The sequence below is a fragment of the Pseudomonas sp. NPDC086112 genome, from assembly GCF_044746425.1.
GTDB lineage: Bacteria > Pseudomonadota > Gammaproteobacteria > Pseudomonadales > Pseudomonadaceae > Aquipseudomonas.
This window is the reverse complement of record NZ_JBIVCD010000022.1, coordinates 1-22,945: the sequence shown is the minus strand read 5'-3', so window position 1 is coordinate 22,945 and position 22,945 is coordinate 1. Positions and strand designations below refer to the sequence as shown.

General features: G+C 55.6%; 23 protein-coding genes and 1 pseudogene. 11 read left to right on the top strand and 13 right to left on the bottom strand.

The window, feature by feature from the left end:
• Positions 1–120: 120 nt before the first annotated feature.
• Positions 121–1,008 (top strand): sterol desaturase family protein, encoded by an 888-nt coding sequence (locus ACIPLA_RS16560; RefSeq protein ID WP_401174247.1) that lies wholly within the window; start codon positions 121–123, stop codon positions 1,006–1,008.
• 1 nt (position 1,009) lies between these two features.
• Here the strand turns inward: ACIPLA_RS16560 and ACIPLA_RS16555 are convergent, their stop codons facing one another.
• Both ACIPLA_RS16555 and ACIPLA_RS16550 read right to left on the bottom strand, forming a co-directional pair.
• Positions 1,010–1,693 (bottom strand): helix-turn-helix domain-containing protein, encoded by a 684-nt coding sequence (locus tag ACIPLA_RS16555; protein WP_401174244.1) that lies wholly within the window; start codon positions 1,691–1,693, stop codon positions 1,010–1,012.
• A complete protein-coding gene (locus ACIPLA_RS16550; protein WP_401174241.1) occupies positions 1,694–2,821 on the bottom strand; it encodes a glycerophosphodiester phosphodiesterase in 1,128 nt (375 codons plus the stop codon).
• Between the two features lie 235 nt (positions 2,822–3,056).
• Between ACIPLA_RS16550 and ACIPLA_RS16545 the strand changes: the two genes are divergently transcribed.
• Positions 3,057–3,383 (top strand): DUF2025 family protein, encoded by a 327-nt coding sequence (locus ACIPLA_RS16545; RefSeq protein WP_030132586.1) that lies wholly within the window; start codon positions 3,057–3,059, stop codon positions 3,381–3,383.
• A gap of 146 nt (positions 3,384–3,529) precedes the next feature.
• On the opposite strand, the gene ACIPLA_RS16540 is transcribed toward ACIPLA_RS16545, so the two are convergent.
• Both ACIPLA_RS16540 and ACIPLA_RS16535 read right to left on the bottom strand, forming a co-directional pair.
• Positions 3,530–3,853: an antibiotic biosynthesis monooxygenase family protein gene (locus ACIPLA_RS16540; RefSeq protein WP_401174238.1), complete on the bottom strand. Its 324-nt coding sequence runs from the start codon at positions 3,851–3,853 to the stop codon at positions 3,530–3,532.
• Complete coding sequence (locus tag ACIPLA_RS16535; RefSeq protein WP_401174235.1) at positions 3,850–4,557, bottom strand: CTP synthase; 708 nt, start codon at positions 4,555–4,557, stop codon at positions 3,850–3,852. Before ACIPLA_RS16535 ends, ACIPLA_RS16540 begins: the two co-directional genes overlap by 4 nt.
• A gap of 15 nt (positions 4,558–4,572) precedes the next feature.
• Between ACIPLA_RS16535 and ACIPLA_RS16530 the strand changes: the two genes are divergently transcribed.
• Positions 4,573–5,556, top strand: coding sequence for a LysR family transcriptional regulator (locus ACIPLA_RS16530; protein ID WP_401174232.1), 984 nt, complete (start codon positions 4,573–4,575; stop codon positions 5,554–5,556).
• On the opposite strand, the gene ACIPLA_RS16525 is transcribed toward ACIPLA_RS16530, so the two are convergent.
• Both ACIPLA_RS16525 and ACIPLA_RS16520 read right to left on the bottom strand, forming a co-directional pair.
• Entirely contained in the window at positions 5,520–6,065 is a 546-nt protein-coding gene (locus ACIPLA_RS16525; protein WP_192344411.1) for a DUF1003 domain-containing protein, read from the bottom strand. The genes ACIPLA_RS16530 and ACIPLA_RS16525 overlap by 37 nt on opposite strands.
• A gap of 140 nt (positions 6,066–6,205) precedes the next feature.
• Entirely contained in the window at positions 6,206–6,814 is a 609-nt protein-coding gene (locus ACIPLA_RS16520) for a TetR/AcrR family transcriptional regulator (protein ID WP_192344412.1), read from the bottom strand.
• A 216-nt stretch (positions 6,815–7,030) separates the two neighbouring features.
• On the opposite strand from ACIPLA_RS16520, the gene ACIPLA_RS16515 reads away from it, so the two are divergent.
• Positions 7,031–8,089 (top strand): MBL fold metallo-hydrolase, encoded by a 1,059-nt coding sequence (locus ACIPLA_RS16515; RefSeq protein ID WP_401174227.1) that lies wholly within the window; start codon positions 7,031–7,033, stop codon positions 8,087–8,089.
• Between the two features lie 215 nt (positions 8,090–8,304).
• Here the strand turns inward: ACIPLA_RS16515 and ACIPLA_RS16510 are convergent, their stop codons facing one another.
• Both ACIPLA_RS16510 and ACIPLA_RS16505 read right to left on the bottom strand, forming a co-directional pair.
• Complete coding sequence (locus ACIPLA_RS16510; protein ID WP_192344413.1) at positions 8,305–8,559, bottom strand: XRE family transcriptional regulator; 255 nt, start codon at positions 8,557–8,559, stop codon at positions 8,305–8,307.
• 11 nt (positions 8,560–8,570) lie between these two features.
• Positions 8,571–8,888 carry a helix-turn-helix transcriptional regulator gene (locus ACIPLA_RS16505; protein WP_123495775.1) on the bottom strand — a complete coding sequence of 106 codons (318 nt, stop codon included), beginning with the start codon at positions 8,886–8,888 and terminating at the stop codon, positions 8,571–8,573.
• A gap of 338 nt (positions 8,889–9,226) precedes the next feature.
• On the opposite strand from ACIPLA_RS16505, the gene bglX reads away from it, so the two are divergent.
• A complete protein-coding gene (gene bglX, locus ACIPLA_RS16500; protein ID WP_401174353.1) occupies positions 9,227–11,455 on the top strand; it encodes a beta-glucosidase BglX in 2,229 nt (742 codons plus the stop codon).
• 131 nt (positions 11,456–11,586) lie between these two features.
• On the opposite strand, the gene ACIPLA_RS16495 is transcribed toward bglX, so the two are convergent.
• Entirely contained in the window at positions 11,587–12,354 is a 768-nt protein-coding gene (locus ACIPLA_RS16495; RefSeq protein WP_401174223.1) for an AraC family transcriptional regulator, read from the bottom strand.
• A 271-nt stretch (positions 12,355–12,625) separates the two neighbouring features.
• On the opposite strand from ACIPLA_RS16495, the gene ACIPLA_RS16490 reads away from it, so the two are divergent.
• Together ACIPLA_RS16490 and ACIPLA_RS16485 are read left to right on the top strand one after the other, a co-directional pair.
• The gene (locus ACIPLA_RS16490; protein ID WP_401174220.1) at positions 12,626–13,444 is read left to right on the top strand and encodes a sulfite exporter TauE/SafE family protein; all 819 of its coding nucleotides are present in this window, start codon (positions 12,626–12,628) and stop codon (positions 13,442–13,444) included.
• Positions 13,445–13,558: 114 nt separating this feature from the next.
• A complete protein-coding gene (locus ACIPLA_RS16485; RefSeq protein WP_218398072.1) occupies positions 13,559–14,725 on the top strand; it encodes a hypothetical protein in 1,167 nt (388 codons plus the stop codon).
• A gap of 7 nt (positions 14,726–14,732) precedes the next feature.
• Here ACIPLA_RS16485 and ACIPLA_RS16480 read toward each other — a convergent pair whose 3' ends face one another.
• Positions 14,733–15,722 (bottom strand): hypothetical protein, encoded by a 990-nt coding sequence (locus ACIPLA_RS16480; RefSeq protein ID WP_401174217.1) that lies wholly within the window; start codon positions 15,720–15,722, stop codon positions 14,733–14,735.
• 260 nt (positions 15,723–15,982) lie between these two features.
• On the opposite strand from ACIPLA_RS16480, the gene ACIPLA_RS16475 reads away from it, so the two are divergent.
• Together ACIPLA_RS16475 and ACIPLA_RS16470 are read left to right on the top strand one after the other, a co-directional pair.
• The gene (locus ACIPLA_RS16475) at positions 15,983–17,299 is read left to right on the top strand and encodes a type II toxin-antitoxin system HipA family toxin (RefSeq protein WP_401174214.1); all 1,317 of its coding nucleotides are present in this window, start codon (positions 15,983–15,985) and stop codon (positions 17,297–17,299) included.
• Entirely contained in the window at positions 17,296–17,709 is a 414-nt protein-coding gene (locus ACIPLA_RS16470; protein WP_401174211.1) for a helix-turn-helix domain-containing protein, read from the top strand. Before ACIPLA_RS16475 ends, ACIPLA_RS16470 begins: the two co-directional genes overlap by 4 nt.
• A gap of 70 nt (positions 17,710–17,779) precedes the next feature.
• On the opposite strand, the pseudogene ACIPLA_RS16465 reads toward ACIPLA_RS16470, so the two are convergent.
• Positions 17,780–18,106 (bottom strand): annotated as a pseudogene (locus tag ACIPLA_RS16465) (phage antirepressor protein); the annotation flags it as partial.
• A gap of 122 nt (positions 18,107–18,228) precedes the next feature.
• Here ACIPLA_RS16465 and ACIPLA_RS16460 point away from each other — a divergent pair.
• Positions 18,229–19,323, top strand: a complete 1,095-nt coding sequence (locus ACIPLA_RS16460; RefSeq protein ID WP_401174208.1) for an HNH endonuclease — start codon at positions 18,229–18,231, stop codon at positions 19,321–19,323.
• Between the two features lie 133 nt (positions 19,324–19,456).
• Here the strand turns inward: ACIPLA_RS16460 and ACIPLA_RS16455 are convergent, their stop codons facing one another.
• On the bottom strand, positions 19,457–19,993 hold the full coding sequence (locus ACIPLA_RS16455) for a Bro-N domain-containing protein (protein ID WP_401174205.1): 537 nt from the start codon (positions 19,991–19,993) through the stop codon (positions 19,457–19,459).
• A 506-nt stretch (positions 19,994–20,499) separates the two neighbouring features.
• On the opposite strand from ACIPLA_RS16455, the gene ACIPLA_RS16450 reads away from it, so the two are divergent.
• Positions 20,500–22,149, top strand: a complete 1,650-nt coding sequence (locus ACIPLA_RS16450; RefSeq protein WP_401174202.1) for a DUF6119 family protein — start codon at positions 20,500–20,502, stop codon at positions 22,147–22,149.
• A 162-nt stretch (positions 22,150–22,311) separates the two neighbouring features.
• Here ACIPLA_RS16450 and ACIPLA_RS16445 read toward each other — a convergent pair.
• On the bottom strand, positions 22,312–22,945 hold a 634-nt coding region (locus tag ACIPLA_RS16445), incomplete at its 5' end, for a ribonucleotide-diphosphate reductase subunit beta (RefSeq protein ID WP_401174199.1).

Genomic DNA, 22,945 nt, shown 5'->3' with positions numbered 1-22,945 from the left:
GGTTAGCTCGCGCAACTTAATTCACCCTTAAAAAACGTTTCGGGCTTCGATTGCGCCGTTTGTTCAATTCCGTCATCCCGACAATCTTTCATGCTGCGACCTCGATCAATGGAGGTGGTGATGAAATACATCTTTGCGCGGATCTATGCCCCAGCGTTCTGGGGCGGATTTATTGGGGCCAGCCTTTGGCTAACGGGAGTTGCCGGGTTAAGAGAGGGGTGGCTGTTGCCGCTGTTTCTCGCAGCCCTGGCCCTGTCGTTCCTGGCCGAATGGGCTTTACCCTATGAGGTGTGCTGGAATCGCTCGGTCGGTGATCGCGCTCGTGACATCGTTCACGGGTTGGTCAACGAGGCGTTGAATGCTCTCGGTTTGCTGGCGTTACCGGGCCTGGTGGCGCTGCTGTCGTTCGATGGGGCATGGCCAAGGGGGTGGCCGCTGTGGTTGCAACTGGCGCTGGCGATTTTCATCGCCGACGCCGGTCTCAGCCTGATGCATTACGCCAGCCACCGCGTGCAGTGGTTGTGGCGTCTGCATGCGGTGCATCACAGCGTTCAACGGCTATACGGCTTCAATGGCTTGATGAAACATCCGTTGCATCAACTGCTGGAAGCCTCTGCGGGGCTGTTGCCGTTGTTGCTGCTGGGCATCCCGCTGGACGTGGCGGCACTGCTGGCATTTGCCATCGCCATCCAGTTGCTGCTGCAACATTCCAATGTCGATATGCAGCTGGGGTACTTGCGCTGGATATTCGCCTGGGCGCCGGTGCATCGCTTTCATCACATGAAATATGGACGGGCCGGCGACGTGAATTTCGCCTTGTTCTTCAACCTGTGGGACTGGCTTCTGGGGACCGGGTTCTACACGGCGGATTATGAAATCCGTCAGGGCGACCTGGGCATCGGCAGCCGACCAGACTTCCCTCGGGACTACGTAGCGCAACTGCTGGACCCGTTCGGGCCGGTGTCGTTGAGCAAAGAACCCGCGGTACCTGAGCCGTTGCGGCGCTGAATCAAGCCAGTAAACGCAGATCGATGTGTTGCAACGCTTGGCGAGCGGTCACGCCGAAGAGCTTTTTCAGACTCCGGGAGAAGTGCGCAGAATCGGCAAACCCGGCCTCGTGCGCGGCGTCAGTCACGGCGCTGCCGGCCAGGATCAGCACCATCGACAGCCGCAGTCGCCGCCATAGCACCAGCCTGCGCACAGGCAGGCCGAGGTGACTGGCGAACAGCCGTTGCAATTGACTTAAGGACAGGTGTGCCTCGGCAGCCAATGCGCTTGCCAGCACCTTGGTCGTCAGCAACCCGTCGAGGGTGGACAAGGCGCGCTCGATCCGAGGATCGCCAAGGGATCGGCGTGGACAATGGCGAACGGCGTGGTCGAGGCTTTCAAGGGACAATGCGGCCTTGAAGACGACGTTGTTCAGCACCTGGTTGTCGAACATGAGTGGCTCTGCATACACAGTGAACACCACATCCGGCGCCTCGACAATGGAGTGGCAGATTTGAGAGGGGATGAACAGGCGATGGGCCGTTTGGTTCACGCCGTCGAGATTGACGGTGACCGGTCGATCAGGGGCCAGGATCAGTTGATGGGCGTAATGGGCATGGGGCGCAGTGCGCCCCAGCTTTCCGTGGATCAGACCATAATCACGCCCTAACCACAGGTGGCCTGTCCACTCGGTATTTTGCGTCACTCAGTAACCGTTGTTCTGCAACAACTGCGCAACACTCGCCGCCGCCGGACGCTTATAGAACTTCAGCAGTTCGCTGGCGCGGTTGGTGAAGATGCCATCGACCCCGGCATCCGCCACTTTCTGATAATCCACCGCATCGTCGATGGTGTAGACGTGCACCAACAGGCCCTGATCGTGGGTGTACTGATTCATCCACGGTTTCACCAGATCCGAGTAGCTCTGATCGCCACCCTTGGTCAGTGCGGCCGAAGGGCCGGTACCGATAGCGCCTTGGGCCTTGGCGTACTCGACCCATTGCTGGAATTCGGCTTTGTCTTTTGGCTCCTGTTTGGCGTAGTAACTCGCTTTATCCTTGTCACCGGATTCGGCGAACGTTACTTTGGATTTCGGCTCGATGCTGCCTTCGCCCACCCACAACAGCAGGATTTTCGGCACTTGCGGCATTTCCTTCTCGAGCAGTTCGAGGCTGCTCTTCTCGAAGGTTTGCAGCACCACTTTGCCTTTGCCCTGGCCGACCGCCAGTTCGCTCTTCGCCAGTTTCGAACCGACCGGGCTCAGCCAGCCGCGATCCTGGAGTTTCTCCTTGAGGTCGCGCTCGATACCGGGAAACTGCTTCGGCTCTTTGGTTTCGATGTACAGGCCCGGCTTGTGCAGCGGGTTGCCCTGGGCGATGTCGATGATTTCATCCAGGGTCAGGATCTTCAGACCTGCGTAGCCCGGACGCGCGCGATCCGGGTAAGCGCGGTTGAACCAGCTGCCGGCATCCAGGGTTTTGAGTTCGGCAATAGTGAACTCGTTGGCCAGGCTGTCCTTGCGCTCAGGGAACTTGGTGGCGACATCCGTGGTGCGTTGCAGGTTGTTGTCGTGCAGGGCGAACAGCACGCCATCCTTGCTGCGTTGCAGGTCCAATTCCAGGTAATCGGCACCCAGATCACGGGCCAGTTTGTAGGCCGCAGCGGTGGATTCCGGTGCATCGAAAGACGCGCCACGGTGAGCGATCACCGCCGGGTGCGGAATGCCCAAACGGGTCGCCAGTGCGGTGGGGCTTGGCTCGGTGGTGGCCTGTGCCTGGCCGAGGCCGAGCATCAGGCTCAGCAGCAAGGCGCTCTTGGTGAAGTTGACAGGCATGCTCGAAGTCCTTTTGCGATGGGTTTTCAAAGACGTATCTTTTAACAACTGAGCGCCGCTTGCGCTATCGCCAGACCGACATAAACGTGTTTAAAGGAGTTTTTTCAGCGCATTTGTGCGGTTCTTTGCAGTACTCTTGGCTCCGGCAATTTCCCCGGCAGAGGGAAACCCGTTCGCTTGCCCAGCGTGTAAACCATCGATCACCGGTCCTTTGCGACCTTTTGTGAGGTTTATCATGCGCATCACTTCCCAGCTCATTTGCCAGGCCGCCGACCAACTCAAAGGCTTCGTCGGCCTCAATCGCAAGACCGGCCAGTACATCGTTCGTTTTAGCGAAGACTCGTTCGGCATGGACGTGGCTGATGACGGCATCATCCCCACCAGTGAATTCGTCTGGGCTCCTGGCCCCGAGCAGACCATGACGCTCAAGCGCGAACTGATCCAGTTGCTGTTGGACCAGAACATCGACGACCGGATCAACATCACTGAACCGTTGCGGGTGTATATGAATCGGCGGGAAGTGCCGCAGATTACGGCGGTGAGGAGTTTGGTGCGGGGTTGAGGGTTTTGTACTGGCTGTCAGGGCCTCTTCGCGAGCAAGCCCGCTCCCACATTTGATCCCTGTTGGGCACAAATCTTGTGCGCGCAGGAGATCCCCCTGTGGGAGCGGGCTTGCTCGCGAAGGCGATGCTAAAAACACCACAGCAATCACTGCTCAAACAGATACGCCCGCTCAACCCGGCACACCCGCGTATGACACGCCGAATACCAGGTCGAACGCCCGCGCTCGCGAATCGCACTGTGCTCGGGATGATGTTTCCAGGCCAGGATCGCCGCTTCGCTATTCCAGTAGGACACTGTTATTCCAAGCCCATCCGCACCTCGGGCCGATTCCAGGCCAAGGAAGCCGGGTTGCTCCCGGGCCAGTTGTACCATGCGTTCGGCGGCCTGTTCGTAACCGTGATCGCCGTCGGTGCGCAGTGAGGTGAAAATCACCGCGTAGTAAGGCGCTGCAGGCGTTTGGGCGCTCATGATTGTGGCCTCGCACAGGCCTCGATCAGCGCCCGGACCAATGGCGGCAGAACACCCTTAAGCGCGGTGCGTTCCGGTTGGAACAGCGTTGCGACAAAGAACGGATGATCTTTTAGCTCCACCGCGCGCAGCCCTCCCGTCGAATCGTGGCCCACCGCGTGCAACTGTTGTTTCAGTAGCTCCTGTTCAAACTCGGGATTCACACCATAACGGCAGCGATATCCCTCGCGAATTTCAGCGTTTTCGTACGCCTTGGCGATCAACGAGCCTTCAACCAAATGAATGCTGTCGACGGCTTCCACCAGCGAACACGTCAGCGGCGAGAGTAACGCCGGCGTCGCGTCGGGCGAGGTCTCGCCGTGTTCGGCATCGCTCCAGCCCAGAACGTTGCGGGCGAATTCGAGCACCGCGTGCTGAAAACCGCCGCAAGTGCCGAGGAAAGGTCGCTGCTGCTCGCGGGCAAAACGGATCGCCCGCAATGCACCGTCCATGTCGCGATAAGGGCTGGCGGGCACGCACCAGAAACCATCGAAGTCATTCAGCGGCGTAGCGGCGTTGATGCGGTCGGTGGCCAACCATTGGAACTGTATGTCTTGGCCTGAGTGTTCGGCAGCCATGCCGAGGGCGATGGGAATGGCTTGGTGGGCGGTGACCTGTGGGTCGTAATCGCCGATCAGGGCGATGCGGATGGCGCTGGTTTCCATGAGTGATCTCGACGCTTGTTGATTCCTGGCACCCACTATAAATTGGCGTTCACGCAATCAATATTGGCGTTATCCCAAGTGATCAATGCACCGATGCACTATCGACTGGACTACCCGGACCTGTCCCTTATCCTCGCCCTGGTGCGCGGCGGCTCTCTGGCCCGGGCGTCGGCGTTGTTGAAGGTCGACGTGTCGACGGTGTTTCGCGCCGTCCGCCGACTGGAAGCCGCGTTGGGTCAGCAACTGTTCGAGAAGAGCCGCGCCGGTTACCTGCCGACCACGCTGGCGCAGACCTTGGCCGAGCAGGCTGAACGCGCCGAACAAGCGCTGGAGGCGGCGCGTATTGGCGTGGAGCAGGGCGGTGAAATCATCAGCGGCACGGTGCGCCTGACCTGCACCGATTCGGTCCTGCAAAGTTTGTTGTTGCCGGCGCTGGCGCGGTTCATGCCGTCTTACCCGGCGCTGACCATTGAACTCTGCACCTCCAACGACTTCGCCAACCTCAGCCGTCGCGACGCCGACATCGCCTTGCGGTTGACCCGCACACCGCCCGAACATTTGGTGGGGCGGCGGTTGGCGGATATTTCCTACCGGGTCTGTGCCAGCGCGGCCTATCTGCAATCAGTCGATTCCCACGACCTGGCTGCATTGACCTGGATCGCCCCGGACGACTTCCTGCCCGATCACCCCACCGTCGCATGGCGGCGTCAGCAGTTGCCTGGCGTGACGCCTGGTTATCGCTGTAACAGCATGTTGTCAGTGACAGAGTTAGTGCGGGCCGGGCTGGGTGTCGCGGCGTTGCCGGACTTTTTGATCGGTGATGGACTGCAACCGTTGACTGAGCCCTTGCACGGTTACGACACGGCACTGTGGTTGCTCACACGCCCGGACTGCCGCGCGTTGCGCTCGGTGGTGACATTGTTCGATGAATTGGGGGGCGCGCTGAAGTTGCCTGAGTCGGATCACGCCTTCGGTGGCTCTTTGCCTACGAAGTGTTGATGCATTTCCGACGTCAGACTTTCGATACGCTCGGTCAGGGTTTTGGTGATTTCGGTAAGCCGGGTGTTTTGCTCCAGCAGTTCCAACAGTTGCGCGGTGTGTCGCGCGGCTTGGGCCTGACGTTCACTGTTGGCGACGGCCAAGGCTTCACGATGTCGCGCATCGGCGTCTGAGTGGGCTTTGTCCCGCGCCGCCTGGCGCGTCTGGGCCAGCAGAATCAGCGGCGCGGCATAGGCCGCTTGCAGGCTGAACGCCAGGTTAAGCAGGATGAACGGGTACACATCGAAATCGGTCACGCCGGACAAGTTCAGGCAAATCCAGACCACCACAATCAGGGTCTGGGCGCCGAGAAAAGTCGGCGTGCCGAAGAATCGTGCAAAGGCCTCGGCGCGCAGGGCAAAACGGTCGGTACCAAAAGTAGGTGCCAGATGAGCGTGAGGGCGATGGAAGCGCAGGTGATCGACGGGGCCGGTTTTTTCGGTTTCGGTTTCGCGGGTCGGGGTGCTCATGGTGCTCTCTGCATGGCGCTGGGACTGAGGCTCACTATAGCTCCAGCGCCAGTTTCATTCTGAAACACATTTCGGTGTTTCTACTCAGAGCGACCTGTCAGCGATAACGCGGCGGACATTGTCATTTTTTGCAACCCGATTCAGAGCTGATAACAGGCCAGAAACATGTCCAGGGCAGACTCCACAACGGTGTGCTGCATCTCGGGCGACAAGCCTGGCTGGCCCATGGAGATCTGCGGCCAGAACGCAAAGGACTTGAGCAATCCCTGGACCTGTTGTGCGGCGAATTCAGGTGCGACCGGTTTCAATCGGCCATCGGCCTGAGCAGCTCGAATCCATACAGTCACGCCTTCTTCGCGCTCGCCCATTCGGGTGACCATGTTCTGCGCGCGCTCGGGAGAATGGATGGTGGCGGCGATCGCCACTCGTGCCAGGTCGAGAAAATTGTCATCGGCCAGCATCTGCAATTTCGCCTGCAACATCAGGCGCAACTGGTCGCGCAGGGGCAGGTCAGGGCGGTAGGCGGTTTCCTGTTCGGCCGTTACCCGCGCCCACAATTGATTGAGGATTTCGGCGAACAACTCTTCCTTGCTCGGGAAGTGGTTGTACACGGTGCGCTTCGACACGCCAGCGGTGGCGGCGATCTTGTCCATGCTGGTGATGTCGAAACCGTTGGCACGGAATTCGGCAATCGCCGCCTGAATAATGGCTTCGCGTTTACGATCGGTGAGGCGTTGTGGAGCTGTCATAAATACGCTTAGGCAAAAATAAGGGGAGAACTACACTTGGCAGTTTACTTGCGAACGGCTTTGATGCAACCTTGAAACTACACTGTGCAGTGTAATGTTTTGTTAATCCTGCCCAGTAAAAAATAGAATCTGCGGCTGATGCGTGCGTGCTTTGGCCATCTATCGTCCCCAAGGGGGGAAATCGCGAATCTGCGGTTTTCCTGGAGTCATTCAGTCATGGCCACTTTAACTTCTCCAGCGGATAACGCCGCAACGCCTGAAGCTTCACGACAGGCGCAAGGGCAATATCGAAATCATGTACCGGTGAAGCGCCAAGGCGTTCGCAAAACCTTGCGCATTCTGTGGGACTTTATCTTCCACAAACCGCGCGACACCCGTCCGTCTGCTCCCGTCCCGGTGCAAACCCTGACCCAGGCAGCGTTGATCGCTGCGCCCAACCACAGCGTCTATCGCCTTGGTCATTCCACTGTACTGCTGAAACTGCGAGATAAATTCTGGATCACCGACCCGGTCTTCGCCGAGCGCGCCTCGCCAGTGCAATGGGCCGGCCCGAAGCGTTTCCATCAGCCACCGATCAGCCTCGAAGACCTGCCGTCGATTGAAGCGGTGATCCTGTCTCACGACCACTATGACCACCTCGACTATCAGGCCGTGCTCAAACTGGCGGACAAAACGCAATACTTCCTCACCCCGCTGGGTGTGGGCGACACCCTGATCAAATGGGGCATCGATGCCAGCAAAGTGCGCCAACTGGATTGGTGGCAGAGCACCGAGGTCGATGGCCTTCAATTCGTCGCCACCCCTTCGCAGCACTTTTCCGGCCGTGGTCTGTTCGACGGTAACCGCAGCCTTTGGGCATCGTGGGTGATGATCGACGGTGACACGCGGCTCTTCTTCAGTGGCGACAGCGGCTACTTCGACGGCTTCAAACGCATTGGCGAACAGTACGGCCCGTTCGACCTCACGCTCATGGAAACCGGCGCCTACAACGTCGAGTGGCCGCATGTTCACATGCAGCCCGAGCAAACCCTGCAAGCGCACATCGACCTTAAAGGGCGCTGGTTGCTGCCGATCCACAACGGCACCTTCGACCTGTCGATGCACGCCTGGTACGAACCCTTCGATCGTATTTTGGCATTGGCCTGGGAGCGGAGCGTGTCGATCACCACGCCGCAGATGGGCGAAGCGTTCAACGTGATGTATCCGCAACGGGGCAGTGCGTGGTGGTTTGAGGTGGAAGGTGAAAGCGATCAGGCGGCGCCTCAGAACGCTTGATGTTGTGCTGCCGGGCCGCTTGCCGTGGGAGCGGCCGGTAAGTGATGCCGAATGCAATCTGTAGCAGCTGGCGAAGCCTGCGTTCGGCTGCGCAGCAGTCGTAAAATCAGAGATTGCGGTATGTCAGGCAGACCGCGTCAGCCGGATTCACGACTGCTGCGCAGCCGAACGCAGGCTTCGCCAGCTGCTACAAAGAGGATGTGTGCAGCCCCCATCTATCTGCGTTCGCCCAAATTTGGATATTCCGAGATTTTTGCCACGGTCAAATCGCGAAATTTTCCACTCAGTAATTCGTCCAGTTCTTCCTGCGACAGTCCGAGCCTTTGCGCGGCCTCAGTCTTGCTCAGCCGACCGTTTTGGAGGAGCAGGCCAATCTTCATGACGTATTCGGCTTTGGCCCGCATCTCACCCGCCTCGGGGTAGCCCGGCGCCTCATGAACGCAGCGGTTGCTTCCATCGATTTCATTCATTTGCTGACACCTCACTCAACCATTGCATAATCCGCCCGCCCCACCGGATCCGGTGTCGACCCTCTCACATTCATCCCTCTGCCCGGTGCAAATCCCGGGAAGAACACCAGGCCTTGCGACTCAAACCGATACGCCAACGCCAGCCGGGTGACATCGAGCACCTCGCGTTCTGCCTCGAAGCGCTGAATGGCGTCAACGGAAACCCCGGATTCCTCGGACAGCTCTTCAACACTCCAGCCCAGCATCGCTCGGGCCTGGGCACAGTGGGCGGGGGTGAACTGGAAGAGGGCGATACGTTCCAGGGTGATTTTCATCGCAAGAGTGGCCATGGTGTTCTCCGGGCTCGAGAGTGCTGATTCAAAATGTACTGTGTTTTTGTACAGTTGTTTTGATCCCGGATCAAACTCATTTTTTTGATCGATTCTGTTTTTCGCTCCGGCAGGCGCTTGGGAGCGACTACGCTGTTTCTATGCGGGCACCTGAAAGCTCAAGGCTTTCAACGCCCGTTAGCAGCAATGATTGAACGTCAGCTTTCTGATCTTCAATACAGGGAAGGTGGCGTTTATGACGCAGTGCGCCACAGCGTTATGCAGGGAAGGGAATCATGAAAAGACTACGTCTGTTATGTGCCCTGATCGGTTTTACAAGCTTGCCCGTCGCGGCTGATATGGCATCGTTGAGCAAAGAGGCCTTTGTCGGCAACCTGATAAATCAAATGACCCTGGAGGAAAAAATCGGCCAACTGCGGCTGATCGCTATTGATGAAAAGATGACGCCCGAAAAAATACGCGAAGAGATCGCCGCCGGGCGAATCGGGGGTACGTATAACTCTGTGAGCCGTTACGTAAACCGACCCATGCAGGACGCGTCTCAACAAAGCCGCCTGAAAATCCCGATGTTTTTCGGCTGGGACGTGATACACGGCCATCGAACCATTTTTCCCATTGGCCTGGCGTTAGCCTCCAGCTGGGACATTGGCGCTATTGAGCTAAGTGGTCGGATAGCGGCAAAAGAAGCCAGCGCGGACGGTATCGACATGACCTTCGCCCCGATGATAGATATCGCCCGGGATCCTCGCTGGGGACGCACCTCCGAAGGCTTTGGTGAAGACACCTACCTCGTTTCGCGCATTGCCAAAGCGATGGTTCAGGCCTACCAGGGCGCAAGCCCGAATGCACCCGACAGCATCATGGCCAGCGCCAAACATTTTGCGTTGTATGGGGCTGTCGAGGGTGGGCGCGACTACAACAGCGTCGACATGGGCCTGGCCAGGATGTACCAGGATTACCTGCCACCTTATCGTTCGGCGATTGAAGGTGGTGCGGGGGCGATGATGGTGGCGCTTAACTCGATAAATGGCGTGCCAGCCGCTTCCAACGCCTGGTTGATGCAAGACCTGCTGCGCAAGGCATGGGGCTTCAAGGGGCTGGTCATCAGCGACCATAACGGGATAAACGATCTGGTTCAGCATGGCGTGGCGAAGAATCACCGAGAAGCGGCCAGGCTCGCGATCAAGGCCGGCGTTGATATGAGCATGAACGACTTCTCCTATGGTCCGGAGCTATCGGGGCTGCTTGAGTCGGGCGCTATTTCCCAGAGCAATATCGATAACGCGGTGCGGGAAGTGCTGGGTGCCAAGTACGACATGGGGCTGTTCGAAGACCCTTACCGGCGCATCGGCATTGCCAGTGAAGACCCCGCTGACAACAATGCCGAATACCGTCTGCACAGAGCCCAGGCCCGTGAGGTGGCACGCAAGACATTGGTGCTGCTGAAGAATGAAAACGGCCTCTTGCCGCTGAAAAAAGAGGGCGTGATCGCGCTCATAGGCCCATTGGCAAAAAGTACCGTCGATATCATGGGCAGTTGGTCCGCAAGCGGCGTGCCCGCGCAATCGGTGACGATCTACGACGGCCTGAAAAACGCAATGACCCAGGGTTCGCTGATCTATGCCCGAGGCGCCAATCTCGAGGAGGATCAGGAGGTCGTTAAATACCTGGAATACCAGGGAGTGTCCGAAATCGCGAACGACCCTCGCCCGGCGGCAGAAATGATTGATGAAGCGGTCAAGGCTGCACAGCAAGCCGATGTTGTGATTGCGGTGGTGGGCGAGCCCCGCAGCATGTCTCATGAAGCGGCCAGTCGAACCAGCCTCGACCTGCCTGGGCGCCAGAGTGAATTGATCACCGCCCTGAAAGCCACCGGCAAGCCGTTGGTACTGGTGTTGATGAACGGCCGGCCACTGTCCATCGGCAAGGAGCAGAAACAGGCCGATGCGATTCTGGAAACCTGGTACAGCGGCTCCGAGGGAGGCAACGCCGTTGCCGATGTGTTGTTCGGCGACTACAACCCATCCGGCAAATTACCCATCACCTTTCCACGCTCCGTGGGGCAGATCCCCAATTACTACAGCCACTTGAACACCGGTCGCCCCTACATAGCGGGTGCGCTTCGCAACTACACGTCGCAATATTTCGATCAATCCCACGGTCCGCTTTATCCCTTCGGCTATGGGCTGAGCTATACCGACTTCAGCCTGACCGACATGGCCCTGTCGTCGACCACACTGAGCAAGACCGACAACCTCGTCGCCAGCGTCATGGTGAAGAACACCGGCCAGCGCGACGGCGAAACGGTGGTTCAGCTGTATATCCGCGATGTTGTGGGATCCGTTAGCCGTCCGGTCAAAGAACTGAAGAACTTTCAAAAAATCATGCTCAAGGCCGGAGAAGAGAAAGCGGTCCACTTCAGCATTAATGAGAACGACTTGAAGTTCTTCAACACCCAATTGGAATACGCCGCCGAGCCGGGTGAGTTCCGGGTGCAAATCGGTCTGGATTCTCAGGATGTGAAGGAGCAGAGTTTTGAGTTGCTGTCGGAACAAGGCAGTGGCTAAGGCCAAGCGCAGAACCTGTAGGAGCGAGGCTTGCCCGCGAAGAATGCACCGCGGTTTTTCAGGTATTACGCGTTATCGTTCTTCGCGGGCAAGCCTCGCTCCTACAGGTTCTGCGGTTGCCCGCGAGCTCGCTATTTCGCCCCCTCCAACCAAACGGACGGTGCCTGCCCCAACACACGACGAAACATCGTCGAGAACGCCGCCGGGCTGTCATAGCCAAAATCCAGCGCAATCCGCGTCACCGGCGTGCCCACCGCCAGCCGCGCCAAAGCCAGCACTACACAGGCCCGCTGCCGCCATTGGCTGAAACTCAGCCCGGTCTGTTGGCGGAACAGACGATTAAACGTACGCAAACTGATATGCAACTGATCAGCCCAGTGTTGCGGCGATTGGTGAGCGTTCGGTTGCTGGAGAAACATCTGACACAACCCAAGCAGCCGCGAATCCATAGGCAACGGAATGTGCAACGGCAAGCGAGCACTACGGGCCAACTCGTGCAGCAGCAAATCGATCAGCGCACCGTCGCGCCCGGCCTCGTCGTACTCCAGCGCAACCTCCACCGCCTCCATCAGCAAATGCCGCATCAACGGCGAAACACTGATCACCTGACAGCGATTGCCCAAATCAACCGCTCCCGGTTCGATGTACAAACTGCAAGTGCTCACCCCCAACATCAACACCTCATGCGCCACCCCCGGCGGAATCCACACCGCCCGCTGCGGCGGCACCACCCAATTGCCGTCGTGCGTACTCACCTGCATCACCCCCGTGGCGCCGTACAACAACTGCGCCCGCCGATGGGTATGGCGCGGCAACCGATGACCGTCGGGGTAATCCGTGCCGAGGGCCACCACCGAGCGTGGCGTGTCGTCCAGCAGATCAATCGAAACATTGCGCATCGAGCGGTACCCAGCGGTTGGCGTAAACGCAAACATTATTGGCTGACTTGCTGAAGCAGGCCAAGCCCTAATACCAGTAAGTTAAGAGCACTCCATGTGGGAGCGGGCTTGCTCGCGAAGACGGCGGCACAGCCAACATTAATGTCGCCTGACACACCGCTTTCGCGAGCAAGCCCGCTCCCACAATGGAGTGCTCTTACTTAACTTACCGGCGATAGGCCAAACCCCATCGCTCTATCGTCGATCACTCTCAACCAACGGACGATGCGCGATGTTCTTCTACCTCTTGCTGGCACTCTTCGGCTGCATGACCGGCGTCACCGCCGTGCTGTTCGGCTTCGGCGGCGGCTTCGTCGTCGTGCCCTTGCTGTACCGCATGCTCACGGCCAGCCATGGCGCCGACGATCCCATCAGTCAATCGGCAATGCACATCGCCGTAGCCACCTCGACCTGCGTAATGATCGTCAACGCCCTGATCGCTACCGGAAAGCATCACCGCGCCGGTAATCTCATTCGCCATTACCTGTGGCCGTTGGGCGGGTTCATCGGTTTGGGCGCGATCATCGGCGCCGTTGCAGCGATGTGGGCGAGTGGCGAGTTGATTCGTTTTGCCTTCATCGCCTACCTCGGCGTGACGACTCTGGACTGCTTGTTCCGACGCGGTTTTCTCACACAGCCCGACGCCGTCATCCCACGGCGATTGGGCAGGGCAGAAGTGTCGGGCGGCGGTGTAGGCATCGGCACCATCGCCACCTTTCTCGGCGTGGGCGGCAGCGTCATGACCGTGCCGTTGTTGCGGCGTTGTGGGCTGAGCATGTCCCAGTCGACGTCCATGGCCAATCCGTTGAGTCTGCCGGTTGCGCTGGCTGGAACACTGACTTACATGGCGATGGCGGGGTTTGCCGGGTTTGATCTGGGAGCGTGGTTTGTCGGTTATGTGGATGTGCTGGCGTTTGCGGTGTTGACGGCTGGATCGCTGGTGGGGATTCGCCTGGCGACGCCGTGGATCGGGCGGATACCGGATCGGGTGCATGCTCGTGTTTATATTGGTTTGCTGGTGGTGGTGATGCTCAGCATGGCGATGAAGTGAGACGTGCAATGAGGCTCGATTCCCTCCTGCAACCTCGCCATAATCCGTCCTCGTTCAACCTGCGCCGCCTTCAATCTGCCCGGCGCTGCTTCCGACTCATTCAGGGATCGATCAATGCTCAAAGGATTGTTACGCCTGGCGCCAGTCGCCGCGTTGCTACTCATGTTGTGTTCCACTGCTCATGCCGAGGACGGAAGACGAGTGTTCACCGGCACGCTGGGCAAGATGCCGATCGTGCTGGAACTGAATACTTCTAACGCTGAAAACATAAGTGGTCGCTATTTCTATCAGAAATACCGCAAGGACCTGGTGCTCAGCGGCATCAAGAATGGAGAGATGCTGGTACTCGATGAGGGTGAACAGCGCTATGGAGAGAAAACCCCAAGGCCTCAAATTCATCTGAATATCGAGCCCAATAGATTTTGGGGGGATTGGAGCAACGACGAAGGAAAAACTCTGAAGATAGAATTGGTGGAAGCCAAACTGCCGGTAATGCCTGCCGGTACTCTGCCTTACCTCGCCAAACTCCATGAAACTGAGCCGTACGAATATCTGCGCCTTCAAGGTATGAAGCTCAAACAAGGAAAGACAGAAACGTTCAATGGCTACTCACTGCAATGGTGGAGCGAACCGCAAACAAAGACGACGCTGTTTGAAGTCGTTTCGGGCTACACCGCCGAAGAGCGTCAGCGGATCAATCAACAGTTGATGGGGCGCTTGTGGCTGGAAGTAGTGGGTTATTACGGATGTCTCGCCGGCGGTGGCGTGAATTTCTATCACCAAACGATCAAACCGTTGTTGATGACGCCTTCGGTCATCAGCGTGAACATCGGTACTGAGTACAGCTGTGGCGGCGCTTACCCGGATCAGAACGATGTGCCGCTCAACCTGGATGCCAAGACCGGCAAGCCTTTAGTACTTGAAGATATTCTTTGGGTGGGAGAGGGGAAACCACTGCATTACGAAGAACTCTACGGTGAAAGCGATCAGTCACCTGACACGTTCACCGCGTTTTCTGCGTACCGCTCCAACGAATTCGCGCCATGGTTGGTGGCCCAGCTCAGTAAGCTTTATCCCGATCAAATGACCAGTGATGAGGAATGTGCCTACAGTGATGTAGATCCGTGGCGTTTCCTGTCTTGGCATTTCGCCGAAAACGGCATCAAGCTAGAGCCATCATTTCCTCATGTAGCCGCTTCGTGTGGGTATGTTGAATGGAGCGTCCTGCCCTACAACCTCATCAAACAACACCCCGGCGGCGTAGCGCTGCAACTGCCCTGAGGCGAATTTACTTCTCCGCCAACCCCGGTGCTTCACGAATTATGAAGTGATCCAGGTTTTCGATATTGGCACTGAACACCCCGAACGTCTGTTCGGGGTTTTTCTTGCTCGGCACCTGCTTCAACTCCGGCGTCACGCCATAAAAGAAGCAATACAACTCGGCGTCACTGTCGACCGCGTGCTTGATCTCTTCCAGAAACGCTTTGCGCTTGCGGTAGTTGTCGATCAGCTTCTTGCTCAAGTAAACGTTCACCGAATAAGGCTTCTTCTTCGCCTCGTCCGGTTGCTTGAACCAGACCTTCTGCTCGAAATCGATGCGAAAGCTCTGGGTGTAATCCTTGATCTCCTTGATCTTGCCCCAGTAAATCAGCCCCTTGTTGTCCTGCAGATACTCAATCTTCTTGAAGAACGACCCATAAGGCGCCGAGTGCTCGCCAATCTTCAGCGGCATGCGCTTGAGCAGCTCCTTGTCCTCGAAGTTCGACACAAAACACTCCACCGGATGGGCGAAGACACTGGTCTTGTCCGGCGCCGACTCCCGGCTCGGATGTTCGACGTTACTGGCCGTTGAAGTTGTTTTTGGGTCATCCCGCATGACATCCGCCGCCACCGCCGGGCTCGCAGGCTTACGCACATACTCACGCCGAGTCAGCAACAACTCCGATGGAAAATGCTCCTCGCGACTGTCATCCGATTCCGCACCATCCGCCTCCAGGCCCGACGCCGGCGTCTTCAGACTGACATAAGGACAACCCTCAACATGCCGCGTGCTGGGGATGTTCTTGAAGTGCGGCGTACGCACGTAATTCACGTTCTTTGCGTTGAACGTTCCCAACACGTTGGTCGCGTCGAACGCCAAGCGGCAGGCATCGTTGGGGCACTGGAAATGCTCCTTGGCGGAATCGAACTCCATCGTCTCGTCGAAATTCAAATCGCGCACGTCATAGATCGACAGCTTGTCGTCGAGGCTGAGGCAGTAGGCGAGGTCGAATTTCATGGCGGGGCTCGGGTCCTTGAGTGGGGAAGGGTATTAATAGCGGGAGGCGAGGCGGGTTGCACTGACTGTTTTCGACGCGCTGCAAAATCTGTGCGAGCCTGCTCGCGATTCCCAAAACCAACGCAGCCACCAAATCCGATGTAGTCGGCATGATAATGCCGATTGTGAGTTGGGTTTCCTGGATAATCAGAATTATATTGCTGAAAGCGAAGGGTTGAGCCACAGTAGTCGGTATCATAGTTCCGATTGTATGGCGCGCCATGTTAGGAAAACTCACGATCCAGACTTTCATTGAAGGCCATTGGCACGATGCAATGACGCTTTCTGTGTCGAACGTTCAGAAGGTTGATGAGTCGCGATGCAGCGCCTCTTACGACCAGCATTACTTGGTCGATTTCATCAATAAACTAGAGACGCCGTTCGAGCCCGCCATCAGCGTGAACCTTCCGCTGAGCTGGAACCCTGTCGATAGCAAAGGCTATCCCCCATTTGTCTACGACATCATACCGGCCGGCGCTGCTCGTAAATCGTTGCAGAAGCGATTCGGTGGGGAAAAGCCTGATGGCATGGACATGAGCTTTTTCCTCCTGAGTCGCTGCACACCCTCGCCCATTGGGCACTTGCGCGTGAAGGAGTCTTTCGAGCATATCGATCAGACTCGCAAGGAGGCCTTTGCGCGCAAAGAAGTCGTAGACAGAACAAATGACTTCCTCGAATACGCCTATGAATCTGGCGCTGCGCTAGGCGGTGCTACGGGCGCTCAGGGGGAAGCTCCAAAGCTGATTATGGTTGAGGATGAGGATGGAGCGCTTCATGCCGATGCGATGCTTTCTGACGAGCTTGCGCGTCGCCATTGGTTGGTGAAGTTTGCTCGCAACCAAGCTACTGAGCGCGACAAGAACATCCTGCGGGCCGAGTACCACTACTACAAAGCGATATCCCAGCTCGGTTTGAACACGATATCCACAGATGAACTGGTACTGGAGGAAGCCGCTAAGCCAAGTCTGTGGATGCCGCGCTTTGATCGACGAGTCGCTAACGGCGTGGTGGAGAGGATTCCGGTCGAGTCGATTTATTCAGTGTGTGGGAACACCGAGCCTGGTTCGAAGATGAATCATGAGGATGTGCTCAGCCGCCTGATCCACCTGTGGCGTACGAATGGGCAGGAGGGAGAGCTTGAGGAACTGGTATTTGAATACCTGCGCCGTGATCTTCTGAACCGTATCCTGGGGAATTCGGATAACCATGGGCGCAATATGGCCATTTTCAGGTATCGGGACAAATTCGAGCTGGCGCCGATATACGACCTTGCACCGATGGTGCTCGATCCGGAAGGCGTTACTCGAGTCACCAAGTGGAAACCCGAGCATATGGGAAGTCCTGACTGGAGAACGATCTGCGGATACTTCCAGGACGTGGTGAGCCCTGACGTGCTCTTCGAGCGTCTGCTCGAAGCCGCTGAGACATTTAGAGCTTTGCCGGATCTGCTGGTCGATCTTCCAGAGGAAGTGAGGCGCGCCCAGTCTATTCCAATGAACAACTTGGATAAGCGCCTGGTTGAATGGGGCCTGCGATGAAAGAGAACAGCAACGAGCGACGCAGGGAGCTCATTGACGACATCGTGACGCAGCACGTAACAGGGACCGAACCCCTGGGAACCTCTATTCGCCGGCTACGGCTTGAGGTGACCGGTCTGGATCAGGAAACCTTTGCTGCCATGTGCAACATGTCGACCAAGGCCCTGTACCAGATCGAGAAGGACAAGGGTAATCCGACCATCAGCACCATCGACGCTATTTTGAGGAAATTCGGGTTGCGCCTGGGGCTGACCATGGCTGCCACAACCCTATACACGCCGCCGCTTGGGCAGCAAAAGCCGGTTTCCAAAGCGCCCGTTCGCGGCGCCAATCCTAAACGCAAGTCCGCAGGACAGCTTAATAGAGTGGCTACGTTGCGAGCCACAACGAAGACCAAGGATGGCGATTAGGGCTCGACCGAATGAAAAAAATCCGCTGCTTGAACTTCAAACAGCGGATTTCTTATGTCACGACAAACAATCAGAACCCACGCAACACCCTAGAAGCCTTCCGCCACCAGGATTCACGCCGATTGAATGGACCATCTGCCAACACACAAGGCATATCCCGCAAACGAATCCAGGGTTCATCCTGCCAGTGCAGCATGCTGAGCGACATATGCGGCCAATCCAGCACGCTCAACGTCGGACGCTCGACAGCCCGCGATGGTCGAGCATCACGCAGCGCCGGCACCACCTGATGCGTCAGCCACTCGCGCAGCAATCGATACTCCGGGCAGTAGTGATAAACCAGCAACGCATACACACCGGACTCGCTCACCATCAAGCGTTCTTCCACAGCGCCGTGGGCATATTGAGCATTAGCGCTTAGAAACAGTGGTTTTTCGCCTTGTTACGCATTGAAACCCTTTGGTACTTTGGTTGCTGTAGGAATTTTCCTACGGCAATTGTCGATGAAGGGCAGCACTCGTGGCGATCAAAGCGGTTTCGAAGGAACGAGTAGACAAAGCGATGTTGGAGTTTGATCGTAAATTCCGGAGTAGGCGTGAGTGGCAGGGCTGGGAAAATAACTTAGCTCACCGATATGCCATTCACACGGGCGGTGAGCTGTATCCGGCGAAAAAAATCGTCTCTCTGGCTACCGGCATTGCTGTAGGCGAGTTCTCTGGTGGGTATCCGACCAACAGTTACCTAGAAAAACGAGGCTTCACAATTGTGGAGTTACCTCGCGGGGAGGGCGAGCCGGTGTTGCAGTTCACGCCAGGAGCTGTTTACGACCGAAAAACTGAGATCAATGGACCGTTCGGCGGAAGCCTGCAAAGCGGCATTGCAGCGTCCGCTACCCATCCTGTGATTTTTTTGTTCACCGGCGATAGTGGTGAGCAATACGGATATGCCGACCATTGGGAAGACGGCGCGTACTTTTACACCGGTGAAGGACAACGCGGGCCCATGACTTTGATCCGTGGTAACCGAGCCATTGCCAAGCATGCGGAGGATGGCCGAGCGCTGCACTTGTTTAAGTCCCTCGGCAAAGGTAATGGCTACGCTTACGAGGGCGAATTTTCGTGCGCCGACATGTTTAATCGGACCCAGCCGGATGTGAGCGGCCAGGAGCGGACGGCGATTGTTTTTCGGTTAGTCCCTGTGGGTGTTCCAAGTGGAATGATTGAGGCTGAAGTAGATGAGGATAAGGCTGACCTTCCCGACTCTCTGGCTGCTGCACGGTTGGCTGCGCTGGCTGCATGTAAGCCTGGCAGTGGTGAGTTAGGGCAATCCGCTCCGCGTAATATCTATCAGCGCAGCCGAAAGGTTGCGCACTATGTACTGATGCGCGCTAAGGGGGAATGCGAGAGCTGTAAGATGCCGGCTCCTTTTATGAAAAAGGATGGCACACCCTACTTAGAGCCACATCACGTAAACCGGCTCTCAGATGGTGGGTTAGATCACCCACGCTACGTGGGGGCCGTGTGCCCAAGTTGCCATCGGGAAATTCATTCTGGAGTGCACGGAGCGTTGGTGAATGAGAGGCTGAAGCAACGGTTGAAAGCAATTGAAGGTTGATTGAGCTTTCGTCGTTACGCTCATGTCGCCGAGGGTTGAAAACCCTCGGCGACACTGAGTGGCCATTACGATTGTCTACGAAAATTCCTCAGAAAAGACCGACGCATCGCTAAAGCGATCCTATAAATACGTTCTAACCCACCGAATGCTTCGAAGACTGAAACACCACTTCCGCGACCTTCCGCCACCAAGGCTTAACTACCGGCACCCGCCGCCGCGTGCGATTGAGCAACAGATAAGGCATGTCCCGCAGCCGAATCCAACCTTCATCCTGCCAATGCAACAGACTCAATGACATCTCCGGCCAATCCAACAAGCTCAACATTGGCCGATCCGCATTTTTCGACTGCCCCGCATCACGTAAGGCCGGCACCACCTGATGAGTCAACCACTCACGCAACAACCGATGCCCCGGCGCGTAGTGATACACCAACAACGCATACACACCGGACTCGCTGAGCATTAGCCGCTTCTCGGGTTGGCCGTGGTACTCAATCAACAACGTATGTCGCTGATCCTCATCCAGCTTGCTGACCACACGATCATTCAGATGGAAGCCCATTAATCGACCCAGATCGCGGGCGCAGAACCATGGTTGGTTTTCCAGAAGGAGGGCGTGAAGGTGGAGGTTGTGGCGTGTGAAGACTGTGGAGATGAAGGGATCAGACATGGCGAGCCTCCAGGAATGGAAGCGCATAGACAACGAAGCGGCTAAAGCAGATTTCCTTCGGAGAGAAGGAGACATTTTTAGGCATATCCTTTACCTCTGTGTGATGTCAGCTTTCTTAGGGCTGGGTGCCGGGAGTTAAGAAACCCCACACAGAGGGCCGGACATATTCCCCTTTCGGGTCTTGTATTCGCCCACTCCCGGCATAACAGAGATTTTTTGATGCGCACGGAGAAACCGTAGGCACAAAAAAGCCGCTACTGTCGGGGGCGGTCAGTCCGCTGTGTGAGGTGTTTCTTAGGCACCGGAGCAAAGGTTATGGTTGTTGGGTAGCTAGGTCAAGCTAGAAAGCGCATTTGTTCAAGTAGGAACTGTCCGAAAACCAACAGATAATCTCCATTGGCCATGCTTTTTTTAAGATGTCTACTATGCTCTGGAGTAGACAAATTGAATTTGCTCGTGCGCTGTAAATCATTACGATGAAAAGACGCATTCTGGGAGCAGGTCTTATGGATGATGATCAACAAAAATCAATGAGTTTGTCTATTCGGCTTTTGAAAAATGGTAAAACTCACATAGAAGCATTGAGGGAGGGACATTCTCTAAAGTCCGTTCCTTCAGAGAATGGCGTGCTTTTTGTCGATCAAAGTCCAGAGAAAACGCCGGGGTGGTATAAATTTATAGGTGAATTTGCATCTGCTGAGTTTCTTTCTTTAAAAAATCAAAGCTGCGCAGCAGTATTATTTTTGCAAATACAGTCTGATTCAGTTCCAGCTTCTTGTAGGACAATGGTGCTGACGTTTGGTACTGGTCATCATTCTTTGGATCTAGATGCTTGTGAACGTGGGTTTGGATTGCGTGTAGCACTAAATTGTATTGCACGCTCGAGCTTACGTGGAGTAGACGTAGCAACACTAGATGCTACAACATTCCAGAAACGTATCCAGGCAAGTAGAAAAGCTGATCTTGGGGGCTTCGGCCTCGATATTGAGCGGGATTTGTTACGTCTAGCCGCCGGTATCCCTAGTGATACTACTTTCGCTAGGGCTCTTACAGGTAGAGATGCTCTGAATATAAGTACTGTAACGTCTCCAAGTAGTGTTATTGGCAAATGTAAAAAAGCTTTAGAACTTTTTCAGAGTCTTGAATATAGAAGAGATTACGCTTGGGTTGATCTTATTTCGCCGGTGACAGATAAAAATCTTGTGAGTGATTTGGATGTGCTTGTTTATAATGAACTTGTTGAGCTTTTAGATGGGCGTGCGTCAGATTTGCATATTGCCTTGCCGGATATCATCGGGCCGGAAGATGGATATGAAATAGGGTATTTTGGCGTTGGTTTGAAATCTGGAAAAAAAGATGTCTTTTTAGAGGTTTCTATAGAGGATTATATTGGCCAAATTCAAGCTGGTCGCCCATCCGAACTGTCTAGTATGGATGTAATAAAGCATGGGCATGAAATTCGGGTTGTTATAAACGGTGAAGGTGATAGACGGCAAAAGCGTAAGATTTATGATTGTTTTGTTTATGAGGTTGTTTTGAATGGTAATACGTATGTGTTGTTTGGTGGGGACTGGTATTTGATTGATGGAGGATTCTATCATGCAGTTGAAGCTGAATTTAGAAGGCTGGTGTCTCTAGCGCCATTCGTTGCTAGTACGTATTCAAAAAATGAGCGTGATTTTATTGCTGAATTGGATGCCGATGTAAATTTGCTAAATTTAGATCAAGTTAAGCTTTCTCCTTTGGGCGCAACGAATTCGAATCTTGAACCTTGCGATTTTCTGTGCCGTACTAAAAGATTTATTCATTTAAAAGATGGTCACTCGTCGGCTCCTATAAGTCATTTATGGAATCAGGGCTTGGTTTCCGCAGAGTCATTTGTAAGGGATGATAAGTTTAGAAGGGATTTACGTGCGGCGGCTGTCCAGAGGCAGCGGGCGACGTCTAAGTCAAATTTTCATACATTGTTACCCACCGGTGGGACGCGCCCAGAAGCAAAAGACTATAAGGTGGTTTTTGGGATAATGAGGCATAGATATAAAAGTTCAGGGCTACTGGGCTTGCCTTTTTTTAGTAAGGTAAGTTTGCGAGCAGTTGCTAAGCGTATAGAGCTTATGGGGTATCCGGTAGAAGTTCACTTGATCGAAAAGCTGTAGTTTTCTAAAGATATATGGTTTGATTTTAATGGGGTGTAATAAAAAAGGTTCATCACGGATTGCCGGGAAGAACCATAAAAAAGCCCTGAACAAGTCAGGGCTTTTTAGATTTTCGATTGACCGATTTTAATCATAAATCGGAAAGCTCAGATCAGCTAATAATCAATCCCAGCTCAACGCCCCACCAGTCTGATACTCAATAACCCGAGTCTCAAAGAAATTCTTCTCTTTCTTCAAGTCCATAATCTCGCTCATCCAAGGGAACGGGTTCGTAGTCCCCGGATACTCTTCCTTCAACCCAATCTGGCTCAAACGACGGTTAGCAATAAACTTGAGGTAATCCTCCATCATCGCCGCATTCATGCCCAACACGCCACGAGGCATGGTGTCACGTGCGTATTCGATCTCCAGCTGAGTCCCCTGCAGAATCATCTGCGAAGCCTCTTCCTTCATCTCGGCATCCCACAAATGCGGGTTTTCGATTTTGATCTGGTTGATCACGTCGATGCCGAAGTTCAGGTGCATGGATTCGTCGCGCAGGATGTACTGGAACTGCTCGGCGACGCCGGTCATTTTGTTGCGGCGGCCCATGGAGAGGATTTGGGTGAAGCCGCAGTAGAAGAAGATGCCTTCCAGAACGCAGTAGTAGGCGATCAGGTTGCGCAGCAGCTCTTTGTCGGTTTCGACGGTGCCGGTTTCGAACTTCGGATCGGAGATCGAACGGGTGTATTTCAGGCCCCAGGTGGCTTTTTTCGCGACCGATGGGATCTCGTGGTACATGTTGAAGATCTCGCCT